General features: G+C 64.3%; 10 protein-coding genes and 2 pseudogenes. 4 read left to right on the top strand and 8 right to left on the bottom strand.

Annotation, left to right across the window (positions count from 1 at the left end):
* Positions 1–110: pseudogene (locus tag ACO1BU_RS31745) on the top strand (IS5/IS1182 family transposase); the annotation flags it as partial.
* Positions 111–127: 17 nt separating this feature from the next.
* Here ACO1BU_RS31745 and ACO1BU_RS31740 read toward each other — a convergent pair.
* Positions 128–1599, bottom strand: a protein-coding gene (locus tag ACO1BU_RS31740; protein ID WP_424139945.1) for an ISNCY family transposase whose coding sequence is annotated in 2 segments (ribosomal slippage) — positions 128–717 and positions 717–1599 — 1473 coding nt in all. Because the reading frame shifts where the segments join, the coding sequence is not laid out codon by codon here.
* A 290-nt stretch (positions 1600–1889) separates the two neighbouring features.
* On the opposite strand from ACO1BU_RS31740, the gene ACO1BU_RS31735 reads away from it, so the two are divergent.
* The gene (locus ACO1BU_RS31735; protein ID WP_424139944.1) at positions 1890–2966 is read left to right on the top strand and encodes an IS5 family transposase; all 1077 of its coding nucleotides are present in this window, start codon (positions 1890–1892) and stop codon (positions 2964–2966) included.
* A gap of 124 nt (positions 2967–3090) precedes the next feature.
* Here the strand turns inward: ACO1BU_RS31735 and ACO1BU_RS31730 are convergent.
* A pseudogene (locus tag ACO1BU_RS31730) lies at positions 3091–3297 on the bottom strand (transposase); the annotation flags it as partial.
* 540 nt (positions 3298–3837) lie between these two features.
* On the opposite strand from ACO1BU_RS31730, the gene ACO1BU_RS31725 reads away from it, so the two are divergent.
* Entirely contained in the window at positions 3838–4698 is an 861-nt protein-coding gene (locus tag ACO1BU_RS31725; RefSeq protein ID WP_424139943.1) for a glycosyltransferase, read from the top strand.
* A 355-nt stretch (positions 4699–5053) separates the two neighbouring features.
* On the opposite strand, the gene ACO1BU_RS31720 is transcribed toward ACO1BU_RS31725, so the two are convergent.
* From ACO1BU_RS31720 to ACO1BU_RS31695, 6 genes are all read right to left on the bottom strand, one after another.
* Complete coding sequence (locus ACO1BU_RS31720) at positions 5054–7687, bottom strand: tetratricopeptide repeat protein (protein WP_424139942.1); 2634 nt, start codon at positions 7685–7687, stop codon at positions 5054–5056.
* A gap of 105 nt (positions 7688–7792) precedes the next feature.
* Positions 7793–8854, bottom strand: a complete 1062-nt coding sequence (locus ACO1BU_RS31715; protein ID WP_424139941.1) for a glycosyltransferase family 4 protein — start codon at positions 8852–8854, stop codon at positions 7793–7795.
* The gene (locus ACO1BU_RS31710; protein ID WP_424139940.1) at positions 8854–10731 is read right to left on the bottom strand and encodes a glycosyltransferase family 2 protein; all 1878 of its coding nucleotides are present in this window, start codon (positions 10729–10731) and stop codon (positions 8854–8856) included. The genes ACO1BU_RS31715 and ACO1BU_RS31710 overlap by 1 nt, the downstream gene beginning before the upstream one ends.
* Before the next feature lie 4 nt (positions 10732–10735).
* The gene (locus ACO1BU_RS31705; protein ID WP_424139939.1) at positions 10736–13102 is read right to left on the bottom strand and encodes a tetratricopeptide repeat protein; all 2367 of its coding nucleotides are present in this window, start codon (positions 13100–13102) and stop codon (positions 10736–10738) included.
* Positions 13103–13191: 89 nt separating this feature from the next.
* A complete protein-coding gene (locus ACO1BU_RS31700) occupies positions 13192–13836 on the bottom strand; it encodes a hypothetical protein (protein ID WP_424139938.1) in 645 nt (214 codons plus the stop codon).
* A 436-nt stretch (positions 13837–14272) separates the two neighbouring features.
* Positions 14273–15070, bottom strand: coding sequence for a hypothetical protein (locus ACO1BU_RS31695; protein WP_424139937.1), 798 nt, complete (start codon positions 15068–15070; stop codon positions 14273–14275).
* 197 nt (positions 15071–15267) lie between these two features.
* On the opposite strand from ACO1BU_RS31695, the gene ACO1BU_RS31690 reads away from it, so the two are divergent.
* Positions 15268–17142 (top strand): hypothetical protein, encoded by a 1875-nt coding sequence (locus ACO1BU_RS31690; protein ID WP_424139936.1) that lies wholly within the window; start codon positions 15268–15270, stop codon positions 17140–17142.
* Positions 17143–17602 lie beyond the last annotated feature (460 nt).

Below are 17602 nucleotides of genomic sequence, written 5' to 3'. Positions count from 1 at the left end.
TCTTCGCCAAGCTCAAGGAGTTCAGGGCCATCGCCACCCGCTACGACAAGACCGACACCAGCTTCCGCGCCAGCATCAGCCTCGCCGCGGCCATCATCGCATCGCGATGAATGTCAACGGACCTTAGTTAGGCCAGATAGGCTTGTGGATCGCGGCGGAACCGGGCTCGCAGAGTGCGGGCATGGCGCCGCAGTTCAAGGCGCTGGCGAAGCTCACCCCAGCGCTGTCGGCTGGCGCGCCCCAGGTCAGGAGCGGTGGGCGGGCGCTGTCTCGTGACGGTGGCTGCGATCAGGCGTACCTCGCCGCGCAGCACGGCGGCCGGCGAGGCCGCCTTGCGCCCAGTGGCGCGGCGCTCGTGGTAGCGCTGGGAGCCGAACAGCTGCTCGAGGTCGTTGTTCGTTCTGGGCAGGCCGGGCACGGCGTAGCAGTGGAACAGCCCGGGGCGGTAGCTGCGGGCGACCTTGGCGAAGAGCTCGATGGCTGGGGCCAGTACGCCTGCTCTCTGGCGGTGGCGCAGCATGGCGCCGAGCAGGCCATCGAACCGGCGCCGGACGCGCGCGGCGCTCTCATCGCCCCTGTTGCCCAGGATCCATGCTGCCGCGTGCACCCAGGCATAGGCACGCTCTACCTCGGGCCAGAACGCGGCCGTGCCCTCCAACCCGCGACCGATCAGCTGGCGCAGCCGCGCGAGCGGCGCGGGCGAGCCCCCTTTTCCAGCACCCGGTCCAGGCTGTCCGCCACCGCCTCCAGCCGTCCCTTGAGCTTCAGCCCGGGGGCGGCGAGCGGCGTGCGGCCATCATCGGTGATGGCGCTGCGCACGGCAGCGCAGTAGCCCCGCACCACCTCCGAGCCGGCATCCTCGCGTCCCTCGGCCGAGCGCTCGATCCGGCGCACGCCGCGCACCCCCTTCTTGAGCTCCTTCTTGGCGTGCCGGTCCGCCTCATAGACCGGGTTGACCGCCTCCCGCAGGAAGTGAAACTGACAGAGCTGGTGCGGCACCCCGGGCAGCGCCTTGGCCACGGCGCGCCGGATCGAGGTCTGCCCGTCGCTGATCACACCCTCCACCGGCACGCCGATCGCCTCCGCGACCTCGGCCAGCAGCGGCGCAAGGTCCTCGGCCGTGCCTGACAGCAGGCTGCGCGCCAGCAGCACCTCGCCCGAGAGGCACTCGCGTACCACCCACAGCACCTCGTGACCCATATCCGGCTGCATGCCATCCAGCGCCAGGATCGCCCGCCCTTGACTGTCCAGAACTCTCCGCAGCCGCCGTGTATCGGTCAGCGAGGTGGCCAGCAGCTCGTCATAGCGGTCCAGCAGATTGGTCACGCTCCGCTCGGCAATCTCCACCCCCCGTCCACGCAGGGCGGCATGAATCTCCGGCACGCTGCGGTGATCCCGGTGCCGCAGCACCCCCACCATCGCCACCACGTCCAGGCCGAACTCATGCTGGGGCAGGGCCAGCGCCCCCTCCGCCTCGGGCCGGTACGCCAGACGGTAGCGCGCGCAGCCCTCATGCTCACAGCGGCGGATCCTCAGTCGCAGCCGCACCAGCCCGGACAGCGTCATCAGCGTCCGGCGGTTCTCGTAGCGCAATCGCATGTGCCCGCCGCAGCCGGGACACTCTTGCTGGAGGGGAACCAGCACCCGCTCACGTCCGGGTTGCGCCCGTGCCAACAGTCTGGCCATCCCGCGCCTCCAGAGCTCGTCAACCGACCACCCTGCTAACGCATAACGCCAGCTAACTTTGCCGGCGTAGTTTTTTTGAGAGCACGTCCTGCAAGACGGCTTTGTCCAGGCTGAGCTCCGCTACCATCTGGACACCTCCAGAAACCCCCTCGTCACGGTGCCCGCGGCTTGATTCATTGAGGCGGATTGATGGGGGGATGGGCATGGTGCGGCAGCCTGGGTTCTTTGATGTGGAGGAGCGGCTGCGGAAGTTGTCGGCCAAAGGCGATGATCTCGAGCGTATCGCCGCATTGGTGGACTTTGCGATGTTCCGGGCGGAGCTGGAGCGCGCCGTGCCGCGCGCCGACGGCACGAAGGGCGGCCGGCTCGCCTTCGATCACGTGCTGATGTTCAAGATCCTGCTGCTGCAGGCGATGCACGGGCTGTCGGACGAGCGCTGCGAGTACCTCATCAAGGACCGCCTGTCGTTCATGCGCTTCCTCGGCCTGGGGCTGGCCGACCCGGTGCCGGACGCCAACACGATCTGGGCGTTCCGCGAGGCCCTGAAGCGTGCCGGTGCGGTGGAGCGGCTGTTCGCGCAGTTCGACGCCATGCTGCGCGCCGCCGGCTACCTGGCGATGGGCGGGCAGATCGTCGGCGCGACCATCGTCGCCGCGCCAAAGCAGCGCAACACCGAAGGTGAGCGGGCGGCGATCAAGGCGGGCAAGATCCCTGAGGGCTGGGCGGAGAAGCCCGCGAAGCTGCGCCAGAAGGACCGCGACGCGCGCTGGATGGTGAAGTTCTCCAAGGCCAGGCCGCGCGAGGATGGCGCACCGCAGGTTGATCTCGCTGTGCCGGCCTTCGGCTACAAGAACCATGTCGCGATCGATCGCCGGCACGGCCTGATCCGCAGCTGGACCGCCAGCCATGCCGCGGCCCATGACGGGGCGAGGCTGGAGGAGGTGATCGATCCCGGCAACACCGCCAGCGATGTCTGGGCCGACGCCGTCTATCGCTCGGCGAAGAACGAGGCGTGGCTGGCCGAACGCGGCCTGGTCTCGCGCATCCACTGCAAGAAGCCGCCGGGGCGGCCGATGCCAGCGCGGACACGGCGGGCCAACGCCCGCAAATCGGCCGTGCGCTCGACCGTCGAGCATGTCTTTGCCCGGCAGAAGGGGCCGATGGCGCTGGTCGTACGTACCATCGGCCTCGCCAGGGCGCGGGTGAAGATCGGTCTCGCCAATCTCGCCTACAACATGAAGCGCCTCGTCTGGCTGAGCGGCAAAGCCGCGTCAGCGTAGCGGCACGCAAGCAGGCCAGTCGCCGCCGCTCCCCCCGGAATGCGCAACCGCAACCGCGTCATCACCGCCCCGGCAGCATCAAAACGTCATCATCCATCAGAGCCCCAGGGTTTCTGGAGGTGTCCAGCTTCTTCAGCCGGGCATGCTCCTCCGTGACCTGCCTGAACTCCCGCACCTGCTCGGACTGCAGACCGGCGTACTGCTTCTTCCATCGGTAGAACGTCTGCTCGGAGATGCCGACCTGCCGGACCAGGCCGGCCACCGGCAGGCCCAACTTCGCCTGCTTCAGAACCGAGACGATCTGCTCGACCGAGAACCGCTTCTTCCTCATGGCCAATCTCCCAAACCATCCCCGGGAAATCCGCCGAAAAACTAACACCGCAGATGGACCACTTCTGCCGGGTCACCTCATTATCCAGGCCGCCAAACTGGCCAGCGGATGGGAACCACCTCAGGGCATTTGGCGATCGATGGCACGAAGCTCAGAGCCCAGGCATCGCGGCACAAGGCCGTGAGCTACGGTCGCATCCACAGGGCCGAGGCAGAACTCGCGGCCGAGGTCGCCGGGTGGTTAGGGAGCGCCAAGCGGGCCGAGGAGCAGGCCGGACACAGCCTATCCAGGGAAGCGACGCATACCGAACGTTCTTTCAGGAGGGAAGGGGAATTCGCCTGCCATCCTGAGGTACCTAACGACACCGCTCTGTAGCCGGTCCAACTTCAACGGTGATTCGGTATCATTCCGAATATATAGACAGGCTGGTCTATTACAAGGTAGATTTACACCGCGCGGTTCGGTGAGGGTGCCCCGCCCGGACTAAATTACCGGAAAATCGATAAGATTAAACCATTCCTTTAGAGGTAACACGCCAATATGTCATCCTCTTCGATCGGATCAGTTGGCGTTATCATACCAAACTATAACTACGCCAGATACCTGCCTGAGCGTATTTCATCGATCGTTGCGCAGGGATCATCAGTGGGGGCCATGGCCTTCCTCGATGATGGATCCAGCGACGCGAGCATCGCGGTGGCTGAACCCTTGCTGGCAAACCTTTCTTTCCCGGTCCACCTTCAGTGCAATCCAGTGAACAGCGGCTCTGTCTTACGGCAATGGGCTCGCGGCATTTCCCACTTGGACCGGCCATTCCTATGGATCGCAGAAGCGGATGACAGCGCACGACCCGGCATGCTGAGAGCTCTGGTGGAGCGCCTTTCGGCCGATCCCTCCGCGTCCTTTGCATTCTGTGATTCGACGGCCATCGATGCGGAAGGCGCGATCCTGGAGGAAAGCACCAAGCCATATGCCGCGGCGTTGGGTGACCATATTCTCGACAACGACGTGAGCCTGCCCGGCGCAGAATTCACGCGGCGCTGCCTATGCCCTCGCAACCTCGTGGTGAATGTCAGCGCGGTGCTCTGGCGTGCTGAGGCGCTGCGCAGCACTCTCGAGAGGCTCGGAAAAGAGTTGGACCGCTGGAGTTGCACCTGCGACTGGCGCGTGTATGTCGACGCGGCATTAACAGGCGGGCGTATCCATTACGATGCCCGGTCCCTCAACCTCCACCGCCGGCACCTCTCCAGCCTGACGAAGGCTGTCTCACGCGCCAAGCATTTCGCGGAGGTGGTTGAGATGATGACGGTCTTGCGCGGTGCACTGGGTCGAAGGACCAGCCAGGACGCCCGGATGCGCCAGCATCTTGTTGACCTAAAGCGAGAATGGCAACTCGCATAGCCGTTCCCGGAGTCCAGGGACCAACGACTTCGCCCCACCGCTCAGGTTCCATTAACCGTTTCGGGTTTGGCAGAGGCCCCGACGGCAATAAAGACCAGCGCACCCGGGTCAAGGCCGGAACTCGGGCGGGTTGAGATTGTCGCGCAGAAGGGTGCTTCCCTGCGCATTGCGGCCTGGTTTCATGCGCGGTAGGAGCACTTGGCCGCCGAGGCGCACGACATCATACGCTGCCTCAAACGCTTCGTCGCCCATGAGATCTTTGGCTACCTCTGCCGGTTGCCCCAACCAGGTCAGACCGCTCCAGTAGCAGTAGCCCCTTGGCCGGTATAAGGAGCTTCAGTGCAATATTCCGCCCTCATTCGCGCTGGAGATGATCCTGGCTGAGCCTCAATGCTTCGCGCGCCGCAATCTCCGCTTTCGCCATGTTTCCTTGCTGAACCAGCAGGCCGGAGAGGTGATGATGCGAGAGAGGATCGGCCGGATCACTTTCAATAGCCTTCTTCGCCCAGTCGACGGCAGCTTGCATATTCCCCCGCCGCATCTCGATCGCACTGAGCTGCCGCATGAAGCGGCCGGGCGCCTCCTGTCCTAGCTGCAACGCCCTGGTCGCCGCTTGCTCCGCGCCGTCCAGATCCTTCCGCTGCAGAAGCATGGAAGACAGGAAATTGTGCGACATCGGGTCTTCGGGAGAGGCCTCCAGTGCGTTCCGGGCCCACTCGACCGCTTCGTCCAAGTCTCGGCGCTGCGCGGCGATGTTACTGAGCTGACGCATGAAACGCGGCCCATCCTCGGGTGACAGTTCGAGCGCCTTGTGGCATGCGGCCTCAGCCTCGGCCAGCTGACCCTGGCGCATCAGCACGCCCGCGAGGGAACTCCGGGAGAGTGCGTCGTCCGGATCGTGGCTCACCGCCTTCAGGGCCCATTCAGCAGCCTTCGGCAGGTTCCCCTTCTGCATCTCGATCGCACTGAGCTGGCGCATAAAGCGCGCTGCCATGTCAGGGCCCAATTCCAGGGCTCTGAGAGTTGAAAGCTCCGCGCCCTCGAAGTCACCCTGGCGCAGCAGCAATCCCGCTAGGTGATGATGGGACGCGGGATCACCCGGGCTGTGCTTCAGCGCCTTGTGAGCCCACTCGAGCGCGGACGTCATATTGCGGCGCTGGGCCTCGATCGTGCTGACGCGGCGAAGCAGGCTGGACGGGTTGCCCATGGGGTTCAGCAGGGCGCGGCGGGCCGCCTGCTCGGCGTCCGCTGCCAGACCGAACAGGCGCAGGTCTTCGGAGACGCCGCCATTTACCTCGTCCTGCTTCGGCGGCGACACGCCCAGCATCTCTGCCATCCGTTGCCGCACGGCCGGGAACTCGGCCAGGTAGTCGTCAGCAACGACGCTCAGACTCTCGGGGGACTGGGCGCGCGCAATCTCGTCCGGCGTCCAACCCAGCTCCTGCTTGGCAAGACTATAGACGACGGCCCGGGCAACCTGCCGGGTCAGCACCAATTCAGCGAGATCGGCGGCCAGCCTAGCCCGGCTTTCAGCATCGGGGCTGAACGCGAACGCCTCTTCCAAGTGCGCCCGCAGACGGAGCGCCGAGGAATAGGTTAGATTGACGAAGATCTGGTGCGGCGCCGGATAGTAGCGGGCTGCGCGGCCGCTCAGGCCGCGGCCTTCGATCTGCTCGGCATCACGAAGGCCGACGATCTCCGGCGGCTGCTCGATGCGCCGGGTCTTCACGCGGTCCTTCCGGGGCTTCTGCTCCGTTTCAGCCCCGCGGGGTATCGAAGCCGCCCGCGACGTCTGCGGGACGTCCAGCTCGATCAGGAGTTGGCTCAGCTCCTCGTTCAGCTCGACCGTGTAGTCGATCCGCGGCGGCCCGTAGGAGGCGATGATGTCGCGCAGCCACTGCGGCATGAAATCACGGCTCAGTGCCGCGAAGTCGCTCAGCGCAACCTGCCGCTGGTCACCCCCGCTGTACCGCAGGAACTGCCGATAGGCCTCGGCCCGCACCCCAAAGCTGTCCGGCAACTCGACAAAGACTGTGCAATGCCTGCCGCCGAAAGGAATTCCGAAGAGCGGACCGTCCGAAATCCATTCCTGGCCGGAGCGCAGCCCGTAAAGTTCGTCTCGATGGATAATCGCGCCCATACCCAGGAGGTCCGGCAACCCGTCGGGCGCCGTCTCCCCCTCCCGAGCCCCCTCATCAGCTGCATGGCAGTAGTGGACGACGACCCCGCCCATGGTCTTGACACTCTCGACGCGATCGAACCGCGCGAGGCGCTCCGCGAAGCCTTTGAATGGCAGCGGCTGATCGCTTGATGCCGTCTTCAGAATGGTCAGCCGGACGCCGGGCGGCAGGCGATAGAAGCGGCGACTCAGATACTTGAGGATCCAGTCCGGTTCGACATCAGGATTGCCGTCATAGGGAGACGCCACCGTGTCCTGCTCGGGCCGATTGCCGAAGAGTACGACCTCCGTCCAGTCCCGGAACAGGTCATGCTCACCCTCGCGGCGGGTCTGCTCCGTCGCATCCACACAGGTCGCCGCGATTCCAATGGCATGCTCATCGTAGATCAGCCGGCCGTAAACGCCCCCCCGCTGCCCGAGCGTGACCTCGCTGACCCTCCCGTTGCGACAGGACCGATAGCGAAGCCCGTGCTTGTTGGACGGCAGGGACGCCACCTTGGCCCCCATGCCGAAATTCCGGTCTAGCGCGTTCTGCTTGTGCAGGGAGGAGGCGAGGTCGCAGATGCTGTACAATTCGTCCGCCGACATGCCCTGCCCGGTGTTCCAGACAGCCAGCTTCGATACACCGTCAACGACCTTGCGGGTGACGCGTACCTCGGCCTTCCCGGCGTCGGTTCCCTCCGGGGCCGCCTCGAGCGCATTCATGACCAGCTCGCGCAGCATCATCGTCTTCGGGCAGCGCTCGATGGTGCTGGCGACGAGAAAGGCCTCATTCGCGACGTGCAGCGACGAAACGGCAGTCTTGCTCATGCGAGATCGCTTTCGCTTAATAGGCGGCTAACGTCATTTTGACGAGAGGATAACTCCCTAATCATCGTCGCCCCCCGTCCCAACCCGTCTTTCCCTGCACAGCGTTCAGGCGAACCCGAGGGCTCGCAGCTCAGAGATGGCAGCGCGCACCGGCGTGTATCCGGCCACCGCTTCCAGGGCAGCGTATCGCATCGCGCTCGCCTCGCTGTCCGACATCGAGATCATGCGGTCGAGCGTGGAGAAAACCGAGTCGGAGTTACTGGGGTCCACGAGGAAGGAGTTTACGCCGTTCTTGATGAAGTCCCAGGTGCCGCCCAGGGCTGGCGCGATCGTGGTGCAGCCGCACGCCATGGCCTCCGCGGCCGTGCGACCGAAGGCCTGGTAGTCCGACAGATCCACGAAGTAATCCGCCTCGCGCAGAAGCGAGGCGACCTGCAACTGGCTCATGACGCCGCCCTGCTCGACGTTCTCCGGCAAGTGCAGCCCGGCACTTTCCATGTCGCCCGGGGTGGCGCCGAACGCCATCACCCGCAACGCCCCGAACTCGCCGGACGCCGCCCGGGTCAGGAACTCCACAGTTCGGCGCGGCGCGCGCCGGGGGGTCGGCGGGCGGACCATGGCGCAGAGCACACGCGTTTCCCGCTCCGAACGCCGAGAAGGGTAGTAGATCCCGTGGTCGATGCTGGGCACCACCTTCTTCACCTCGATCCCGTGCGCGGCCATTACCACGTCGCACAGCCACTGGGTCTTGGCGAAGTAGGTGCAGTTCGGCAGGGCCGAAAAGCTGGCCAACGCGATCTTGTAGTCGACGGAGTCCGTCTCGTAGAAGAGCGGCTCATAGTCCTGCACATAGTAGGCCGTGCGGAAGCCGGCCTTCGTCTCCTTGATGGCCTCCGCGATGGAGTGCGCGGACGTGTTCGTCGTCGCCACCACCACATCCGCACCGGCGGCCTTCAGTCCCAGGTCGCGCGGGCTGGTGAAGACGTCCACCCCGCCCTCTAGCCATTCAAAGCGACTGTAGTTGTTGTGGAACGATTCGATGTTCCGCTCATTGACCATCACTGTGGCATCTACACCCAGGGAGCGGAGTGCATCGACCTCCTGCATCACCGAATGCGCACCGCCGCTTCCGCCGCGGACCGGCAGAACGAAGACGATCCTGGGCATCACGCCAACTCCTGGGGCAGGTTAGCAAGCGCCGTCCGCAGCCGGACCATCGAGGGGATCCGCTGCATGGAGCGCTCCAGCACGGGAATGTTGATCCCTGCATGCTTGTTACGAAGTTCAAGACTGCCGGCGCGCGACAGCTTCGAGCGGGTCGCGGAGCCGAAGCTGACGCTCTTCTGATGGTAGACGAAGCAATCGTCCGCCACCAGGAGCTTGAATCCGGCCCTGCCCGCCCGTAAGCACATATCGGTCTCCTCGCCATAGCCCACGGGGAAGGCCTCCTCGTCGAAAAGCCCGAGAACCTCGAACACGCGGCGGTGGATCAGCGTGGCGAAGCCGTTGAGGACGGGAATGGTCGGGTAAGCCCGCTCGGACACCTTGTCCAAGATCGCCTGGACGGCCGGGACGTGGTGTGCGTCGATGAAGGCGTTGGTCGACCAGGACGCGTCCGGGTTCTTCACCTCCGGAACGGATTGCCAAGTCGCCGCGTTGGAGAGCGGCCCCACCATGCCGACGTTCGGCTGCGACCGCGTTGCCGCGTGCAGCTTGCGCAGCCAGCCCTGGGAGACGACGGTGTCGCTGTTCAGGATGACGACCCAATCCGCCGACGTCAGCTTTAAAGCCTCGTTGATCGACTTTGTGTAGCCACGGTTCACGTCCCGCCGGTGCAGGAGAAAGCGCGGATCGATCCTCGCGAACTCCTCGAGCATATGGCGGGTGTAGCCACGACTTCCATCGTCGATCATCAGCAGCTGAAAGGGCGTATCCGTCCGCTGGCGCACAGATTCCAGGCAGTCCCGCACCACCTCCGCGCCGTTGTAAACGGGCAGGATGATTTGGGTGAACGGGACTTCCGGCGTGTCCCTGACCTCGGGAACCAAGCGCAGCGGCGCTTCCGGGGGAAGCAGCGACGGCTCCACGACATGGTTGTGCCCACGCGCCAGGTTGGAGATCACGGCGAATGTCTCGTCCAGGCGACTGTCCTCGAACACGCCGGCGCCCTGCTCCCGCTCGACCGGCAGGACGATGGGGCATGCCACCATGCCCGGCGAGGATGGCAGGGACAGGCTGAGGACGAGGTTCCCCTCGCGCTGCAGCGCGATCTCGTCCGCGGCCAGATCCAGTTCGAGGTCGATCCATGAGAAGGGACGATAGAGCCGGGATCGACGGATGCGGCGGAGTGGCGCGAAGGACTGGCCGTCCCAATGACTCAACCCGATCTCAAGATGTGCCTGCGAAATGGGTTCCAGGGCACGCGCGAGCTTGGCGAAGAGTCGGACGGTGGCTGGCCCCTCATCTCTAAGTTGCGGTAGCAGCGCCGGGGCGATGCGCTGGTGCAGGGTCATGGCGGCCGGCGAGGAGAGCACGACCCGTATCGCCCATTCCGGCGCGCCGGGCAGGTCAGGCACTGCCGCGCGTTCGAGGCGAACGCCCTGGGCAGCGAGATCGGCCCAGAGCCAATAGCCGGTCGCCACCTCGATCAGCCCTGGAGGGAGGGCTGCTGCAAGCCCGTGTGGCCATTCGGCGGGTTCCGCAGCCGGGGCGAGATCGACCCACTGCGCGCCAAGGTGCGGGGGAAGGTGGCCGGGTCCCTCCAGCGGTTCACCGGTACCCAGGTGGACGACCTGAAGCGGCACCGCCTCATCGCTCTTCAAGAAGACGCTCGGAATACGCCAGCGGAAGCCGTGCGCCCCCTCGGGCGCATCGTCCAGGCCCGACACACCCGGTGTGGTGTGCAGGAGAGTCAGGGTCTTGCCGGCACTCTGCACCGCAAGCACCACAGGCTCCTCATCGAGGGACGAGGCCCAGCCATAAAGGGCCGGCGTCCCATCCTCCAGGAGGAAGCGTCCGGCGATGGGGAATAAAAGTGCGTCCATAGTGCTATCTCTCCCCTGTCATCAGTTGAGGGGACGCCTTCTTCGCCGGCGCCACGGCCGCCGGGCCTGACGCGAAGGTCTCGCTGCCAACCAGGCGCCCAACGAGGTCATGCCCCCCCTCTCTCGCCTCCAACGCCCCACGCCGTATCAGGAGCATGTCGCGATCGCCGCAAACGCCGGATCCCTTCCGGCGGGCTTCGTCGTGCAGATCACGCAGCCACCGGGCCGGGGGCGCCGTCCCGGCACGAAGGAAGGCGATCCAGTCGGCGCTCTCATCACGCGGCCGCCAGTTCGGCCGCAGGCTTAGGCGCGGGTCGGCATGCCTGGCCGCCAGCCAAGCTGCGGCCAAGTCCGCCGTTGCCGGGGATGTGACGATCCGGAAAACCGCCGGCAGATTCTCGGCCCTCTGCAGCGCGGCCAGGCTCCGGTCCAACGCTTCGGCGTCCCACGCACCCGGCTTCGCCCAGAGCACCAGGGCCGTGTAGGGATGGGCCATGCTCCAGGCCTCATCGGCAGTCGGTGCCGGCAGGAGGCGAAACCGGGGCAGTTCCTGCCCGGCAGGAGTCGAGAGCCGCTTCAGCCTCTCCGGCAGGGCAGGGCCCTCCGCGGCGGACGGCCAGGCCACCCCGATAGAGAGGCGCCGCACCGGGCGCGGCGGGTTCCAAAGAACCGCTGCCGGATCCGGTGCACGCAGAACCAGCACCAGACGGTCGGCTAAAAGCAACTCCCCCTCCGCCGGTTCCAGCCTCAGGTCGCACCAAGCCAGCTGCGGCATGCTGCCCGCTTGGCCGCACCAGAGCTGGCGGGAAGCGCCTTCCGGCGCCGCTGCATCGCGCAGCCACAGTTCCAGCCTCGCCTCCACAGCACCGGACGGCACCTCCACTTCGAAGGAAATCCGCACCCCCTGGCGCAGCAACTCGGCCTTCTCCGGATCCAGCCGATGCTCCAGTTCGAAGCCAGTGGTCCCCGCAGAGAGATAGAGTCCGAAGTAGGGAAAGCCGTTCGGCTTGAACTCCTGCGGCTTGGCGATGCGGTAGCCGACCGGCTCACCCTCGACGAGTGGCCGCAGCACGACCCCCTGCGCTAGTTGGACCGGATGGCGAACCTCGCCGATGGCGGCTCCGTTCCAGGCACGCAAAGCCGGGTTCCGCAGCACCATCAGCGGCTCCGGTGCGTCCTGCTGCACGCTGACGCCGGCTGACGCCTGCGCCTGAGTCAGACGGCTCTGCACGCGCCGATCGCGGGGCTGCAAGTCTGATAGGGTGCGCCAATGCGGCAGCGCGAGCTGCGGCGCGCCCACGAGCATGTAACTTTCCGCCAGCAGGCGGATCGCATCGACGTCGGCCCGGTTAAGGGCGAGCGCCTTGCGCGCCGGTACAATGGCCTCCACCGGACGGCTTAGGTGTTGAAGGCAACGACCCGCCTTGATCAAGCTCTCGCGATAAGCGCTCTCGCCTGGGGCGATCTGCATCCAGCGGCTCAGGGCCTCCTCGTACCTCTCCTCCTCGTGGGCGAGGCGCGCGAGGATCAAATTGACGTCGCTGAGGGCGGGTTTGAGGCGATCCGCCCGCTCGGCCAGGGCGCGCGCCCTAGCCCTGTCGCCCCCCTCCGAGACAAGAAGCCGAGCGAGCCGCCACAGGCCGTCCACGTTCTCGGGATCAAGCTTCAGTAGGTCCTCGAAGATGGCTATCGCCTCGGCGCGCTGCCCCTGCTGCTGCGCGTAGCGACCACGCATTACCAGCGCCTTCACCAACTCCTTACTGGGCAGAGGCAGGGAACCGATCTGTTTGGGTGGCTCATCATCGCTTCCCCTCACCCGCGCGACCAGCATCTGGCCCGGCTGCGCCTTGCGCAGCAGGGACGCAGGCAGTTGCAGATTGAATCCATAGCGGCCATCGCCAAGGCCGAGGCGCTGGAGGTCCTTACGCAGGTGCAGGGCATGGGCCTCGGCAAGGATCACGTCGCCGGCGAGGATTTCGACCGTCAGGCGCCGCTCCGGATCCCGGTTGTCTAGCGCCCAGCCCTGGCAAATGCCGCCGACGACCCGCTCGAACCGTCCAACGATGCCGCGCTCCGCAACCTGCAGCATGCGCGAGTGCAGTGTGACGGGCCCGGTCTCTCCATCGACGTCCAGACGGAAAACATGATCTCTCCCGTCCTGCAAGGCGATCGGAAGCTGGAGGCGGAACCCATGCGCGCCGTCGCCGATCTTGGCAGCGGCCAAATCCCCTCGGGGCTGATCAAGCACGACCTCGCCGATCATTATCTCGTCGACGAAGACCCGACCCACAAGCCGCTGCTCCGGCATCGCAGGATTCCAGCCCCAGCCACGCAGCACAGCGGCATTGATGTTGTCTATGCGGCCTTCCATGGAACCTACTCAAGCCAGAGTGGATAAACGCTCAGCGCAGCTTGAGAGTAGCAGGACCCGAGCCATCAATCAAACGACCAGATTGACATTTAAAGCCATTCCCAAAGGAGGATCTGCTTTCCGAACCGCGCCCGATCGAGAACACCATAAAAACGGCTAATATCTTTACGGCCAATCAGAACACGGATCGTTTTTGGCACTTCGACCGATTCCGGTACGTTCCTCAGCACCGATCCTGGCAAATTAAGCGGCGTGGCCGTCGCCTTGCCCGACACAAAAGCGGCCACCCCGCTGATTTGTAAGCCTTCAGAGTTTGCAGCAACAAAGTTGGCATAGTCGGCAATCGTTGGACGATATTTTATTTTTTTGCCGAAGTGGCCAGGGACCTGCAGTCCCCGCAGCGCCAAGCCACTATCTTCATCGAAATACGGATGCTGAACGATAATGTAGTCCGTTGCTGCCCGCACAGCTCCGATCAACGCTTGGTTAAACTCCGCCCGCCCGCCCAACTCCTGAACTACATCGATTACGAAGGCGCCACGGGCCACGTTGCGATGCTTGTAATCCAGTAAGTCGGCCCGCTCGGCAGCGAAACCCCTTTTCCGAAAGGCGGCAACGTTGGCCTCAGACTTGTCAATCAATACTCCCGTCGAATTGGCCAGCAAAGCCGCCGCTTCGAAGGCCGCACCCTCCCCTGGCCCAAAAAATAGAAACCCAGCCATTGCTTCGGACATGAGGCTGCCTCGCGAGTAAGTGAATAGCGTCCTTATACGCAGTCACTGCTGCAGATCAATCCGCCAGCCCAAGATTTACTCGTCTCCAAACGCCACAACCGGGGTTGGGAACGCTCTGTTTTGGTTGGCACTGACAGATATCAGCACCATGCCGACACTCATCCTACTGAGTTCTCAGAGCAAGTTTCCGGCGCTCCGATCGCCCATTTTCCGAGATGTTAGATTATCCTCTCCAAACGTTCCCACCGTGTTGCAGCTGGCCCGCACCGTAGTCGCATTGCTCCGACCGGGACGTATCGACCTCACTAGTCAGTTTACCCCAAGCCACGCCGGCTCGCAGAAGACAGCGATTTCCGTCGCACAAAATATCCTTACACAAATTTGCACTCATAGGTCGCGCCCGATACCAGCGTCCCTTTGCGTGCCGGTTTCGATCTCAGACCACTTCACGCAGCAACGTGTCGGCCTTGTCCCAAATCAACGAGGCAACATGGGGCTCAAACTCATGCTTGTAGTGACCGAAGTCGATTAAGGAGGCCTCTGTTCCGCGCTCAACGACCGCCTCCGTCGGGTCAAAAATGGAAACTCCCGGCTGTTCTTCGAATGTACGGAGGGCATCGATTATTAGTTGGCGCTGCGGAACGGGCTTGTTATTTGTCTGCACATTGAAATGCGACACAAACAGAACTGGCTTGCCCAGCTTCTGCAAAATCAGCCCGATATCCCGAACGATCTGTCCCGGAGTTTGCTCACGAATCCGGATCTGTCTCACGACCTCCGCTTCCACCGGCGTTACCGTTTCCAGCGGGTAAGCCGAGAGATCATTTTTCCCGGAAGCCAGCATCGGCTTCCACCAACGTTTGAGGACGGCGTCGTTTTTTACGAGTTGATCCATCACGCGATTAATTTGAAGGAAGATGGACTTGAAGATAACCTGCCGGACCGACGAGATCTCAACAACGAACAAGTCCGTCTCCCTAAACATCTCGCCGAAGTGCGAGAAGTCGGCTGGGGGAGGTGCTGACCAATTTTCGCCGATGTTCATATAGGGTCGCAGGCGGGCAGGAGCCTGGCGCGCGCCGCAAATCAGATCGAACTGCTGCAGGATTTCGCTGGTATAATGCGTGAACCCGAAGATGTTCTTCTGGTTGAGTTTTAACTTTCCGTCTTTCTGCAGAATGGTGCACGGAGTGTGGACCCGGCAGCTGCCAAAAACCGTAACCTTCGGGACCATGCCGCTTCTCCTCAAGGCCAGCAAATTCACGCCCCCATTCGCGCACGCGGTACGACTGCCCATAAATCCATAATCAGGGGTCCTTCAGCCTGCGTAGCATCGCACCTATGTTCCGATCCTGCATGGCTAAATACAACGTCTTGCTGATGCAAGGCCCGCAAACCAGAAAAGGTCGAACGATGGCAAGCGGCAGGCCTTTGACAACGTTCGCAGGTGCCGTCCTTGCTCTCGCCGCCGCAACCTACAACACCGCCTCCCGTGCCGACTCCCTTGCCGGTACGACCGACCAGCGCAGCGCCCAGGTCCTGCAAGAATGGATCCGCCATCCCGCCGTTTCGCCCCGTTGCGATCGCCCGGGCAACGCAGCGGGCCGGTGCGAATGGGGCCAGCTCGGCCTCGCCCTCGCCCTGCTCCAGCAGGACCCTTCCTCTACCGCGCGGGCCCGTGCGAATCAGCTCCTGGCGGAGACTGCCCGCCACCTTCCTGTGACGCCCGGCTGGAAGCGCCTCGCCAACCCGCAGGACCCCGCCGCCTCCGCGCTGACCGACGCTGCGATGGACTTCCCCTTTCTTACGGCCACGCTGGTCTTCCGGATCATCCGCCTCTTCGGCCAGGAGGCTCCCGTCACCGCACCCCGCCTCCTGCCGGAGGTTCAGGCCAGTCTTCGCCGTCTGTTTCAGGATTGGAGTCTGAGCGGCTGCAAGGTGGCGGATGCTGATCCAGCCCTGGTCTGGCGCCCTTGGGGCAGCGAGAACCACGACATCCAAAGAGCCCATGCCTGCTGGGCCGCCGCCCTGCTCGCGCAACAGGACCGATTCAGCTCCGCTATCCGCTACGAGGACGGGTCGGACGCCGACGGACAGAGGACGGTCTGGACACACTATCTCACTGCCTTGCTCGCCGCCCGCGCCCTACACGGCGGCCCTGTCGAGTTCTTTTCTCCCACCTACTCGAAGTACTTTCTGTCGGTGGTCTACAATATCCGCGACTTCGCCGACGATGCCGCCCTGCGAGGGACCGCCGACCGCTTCCTGACCCTCTGGTGGGCCTCGTGGGCGCAGGAGCAGGAACAGGGGTTTCATGGCGGCAGCGAGGCCCGCGCCTATCCCGGCGCCCGAGCCCAGCCGGATTCCGGGCTGGGCTGGCTCTACCTCGGCAGCACCGGCTGGCGCGGCGGCATCAACCATCCCGCCATCCTGCCGATGCTCACCTCATCGTACCGTCCGCCGGAGATAGTGCGGGCTATCGCCCGCTACGCGGGCGCGCCTTACGAGGCCTGGTCGCGCCCGGTCAGCCTCGCCGCGGGCCGCTGGACCGGCGCCCGCTACGATCTCGCTCCCAACCAGCCCGGCCTCGTGCGCTACAGCTACAGGACGCAGGGCTTCGTCATGGGGGCCAGCATTGCCCCCCGCCTGCCCGTTGATCGCTGGGCCCAGATCAGCAGCCAGAATCGCTGGAACGGCGTGGCGATGACAGACGGGCCGGAGGCGCGGGTGGAAGTCTCACCCGCTCCGCAGGGCGGTCGCTCCCACTACAACGCCGTGCTTGCCGCCCAGAGTCGCGGCCTGCAGATCGTGCAGAAGATCCTCCCGCCCTTCAGCCGCGGCGCTGGGCAGATGGTCATTCGAATCGGCCCAGGACTCGAGACAGAGGAGGAGAACGGCTGGATTCTCGTGCGTGGAAGCGCCTACGTCGCCGTCCGTCCGGCTTTCGGCGGCTACGCCCGCATCGAGGGGCAAGGCTTCCAAGCGCGGCTGCTCGAACAGACATCACCGGTGATCATCCAGGCAGCGCCTCGCTCCGACTTCGATTCCTTCTACACCTTCCGCGCCGCCATCCAGCAGATGCCCGTTCGGGTCTCTGGAGAGGACGTTGAGGTCCAGGGCCTTGGCCGAGCAGGTCGCCTGCGGGTCTTCCTATCCGGCGCGAGCACAGCGGAATTGGACGGCGCCAAAATCCGCCCCCCTGACGGTTGGATTTTCCACAGCCCCTGGATCAAGCTTCGACATGGCGAGCGAACGGTCGAGCTGAAGGTAGGAGAGAAAGATCTGAGGCTCGACTTCTCCCACTAGATGCCGTGAGTTCCTGACGCACCGAAGATGGCGGAGAGGAAGAGAAAGCCCATGAAAGATCAGGGGGTTTTCTCATAGCGGGGCGACGGCGCATCACTCCTTGAGTCCAGGGCTTTTCCACTTCACTCGATCGCATGGCCGGAGTTGGCGGAATAGCTCCGGCCATGCGATCGAGTGAAGCAGAAAGGCTCCAGAGTACCGCTGCCAATCTGCAGACCTTCAGCAATGTCGCTACCTCAGGCAGCGTCACTCTAGCATAAGGACGTAGATAAAGGTTGTTGTCTGGTCGCGGAACATTGTTGGGGTCCGGTCGAGCTGGCCATCGTAAAGTATGTAGTCGGCCCTGAATAACCAGCAACTCGTTGAACTGAGGCAGGAAAGTTCGGGATTCGGGGTGCTGGAATTGCAAGGTTTGCTTGGAACTGGCGGCAAAGCCTGCGATTCTGGCGGGCATGAAGCA

This window comes from Roseomonas chloroacetimidivorans (assembly GCF_049629625.1).
GTDB classification, from domain to species: domain Bacteria; phylum Pseudomonadota; class Alphaproteobacteria; order Acetobacterales; family Acetobacteraceae; genus Roseomonas; species Roseomonas chloroacetimidivorans.
This window is presented reverse-complemented; position numbering and strand designations above follow the sequence as displayed.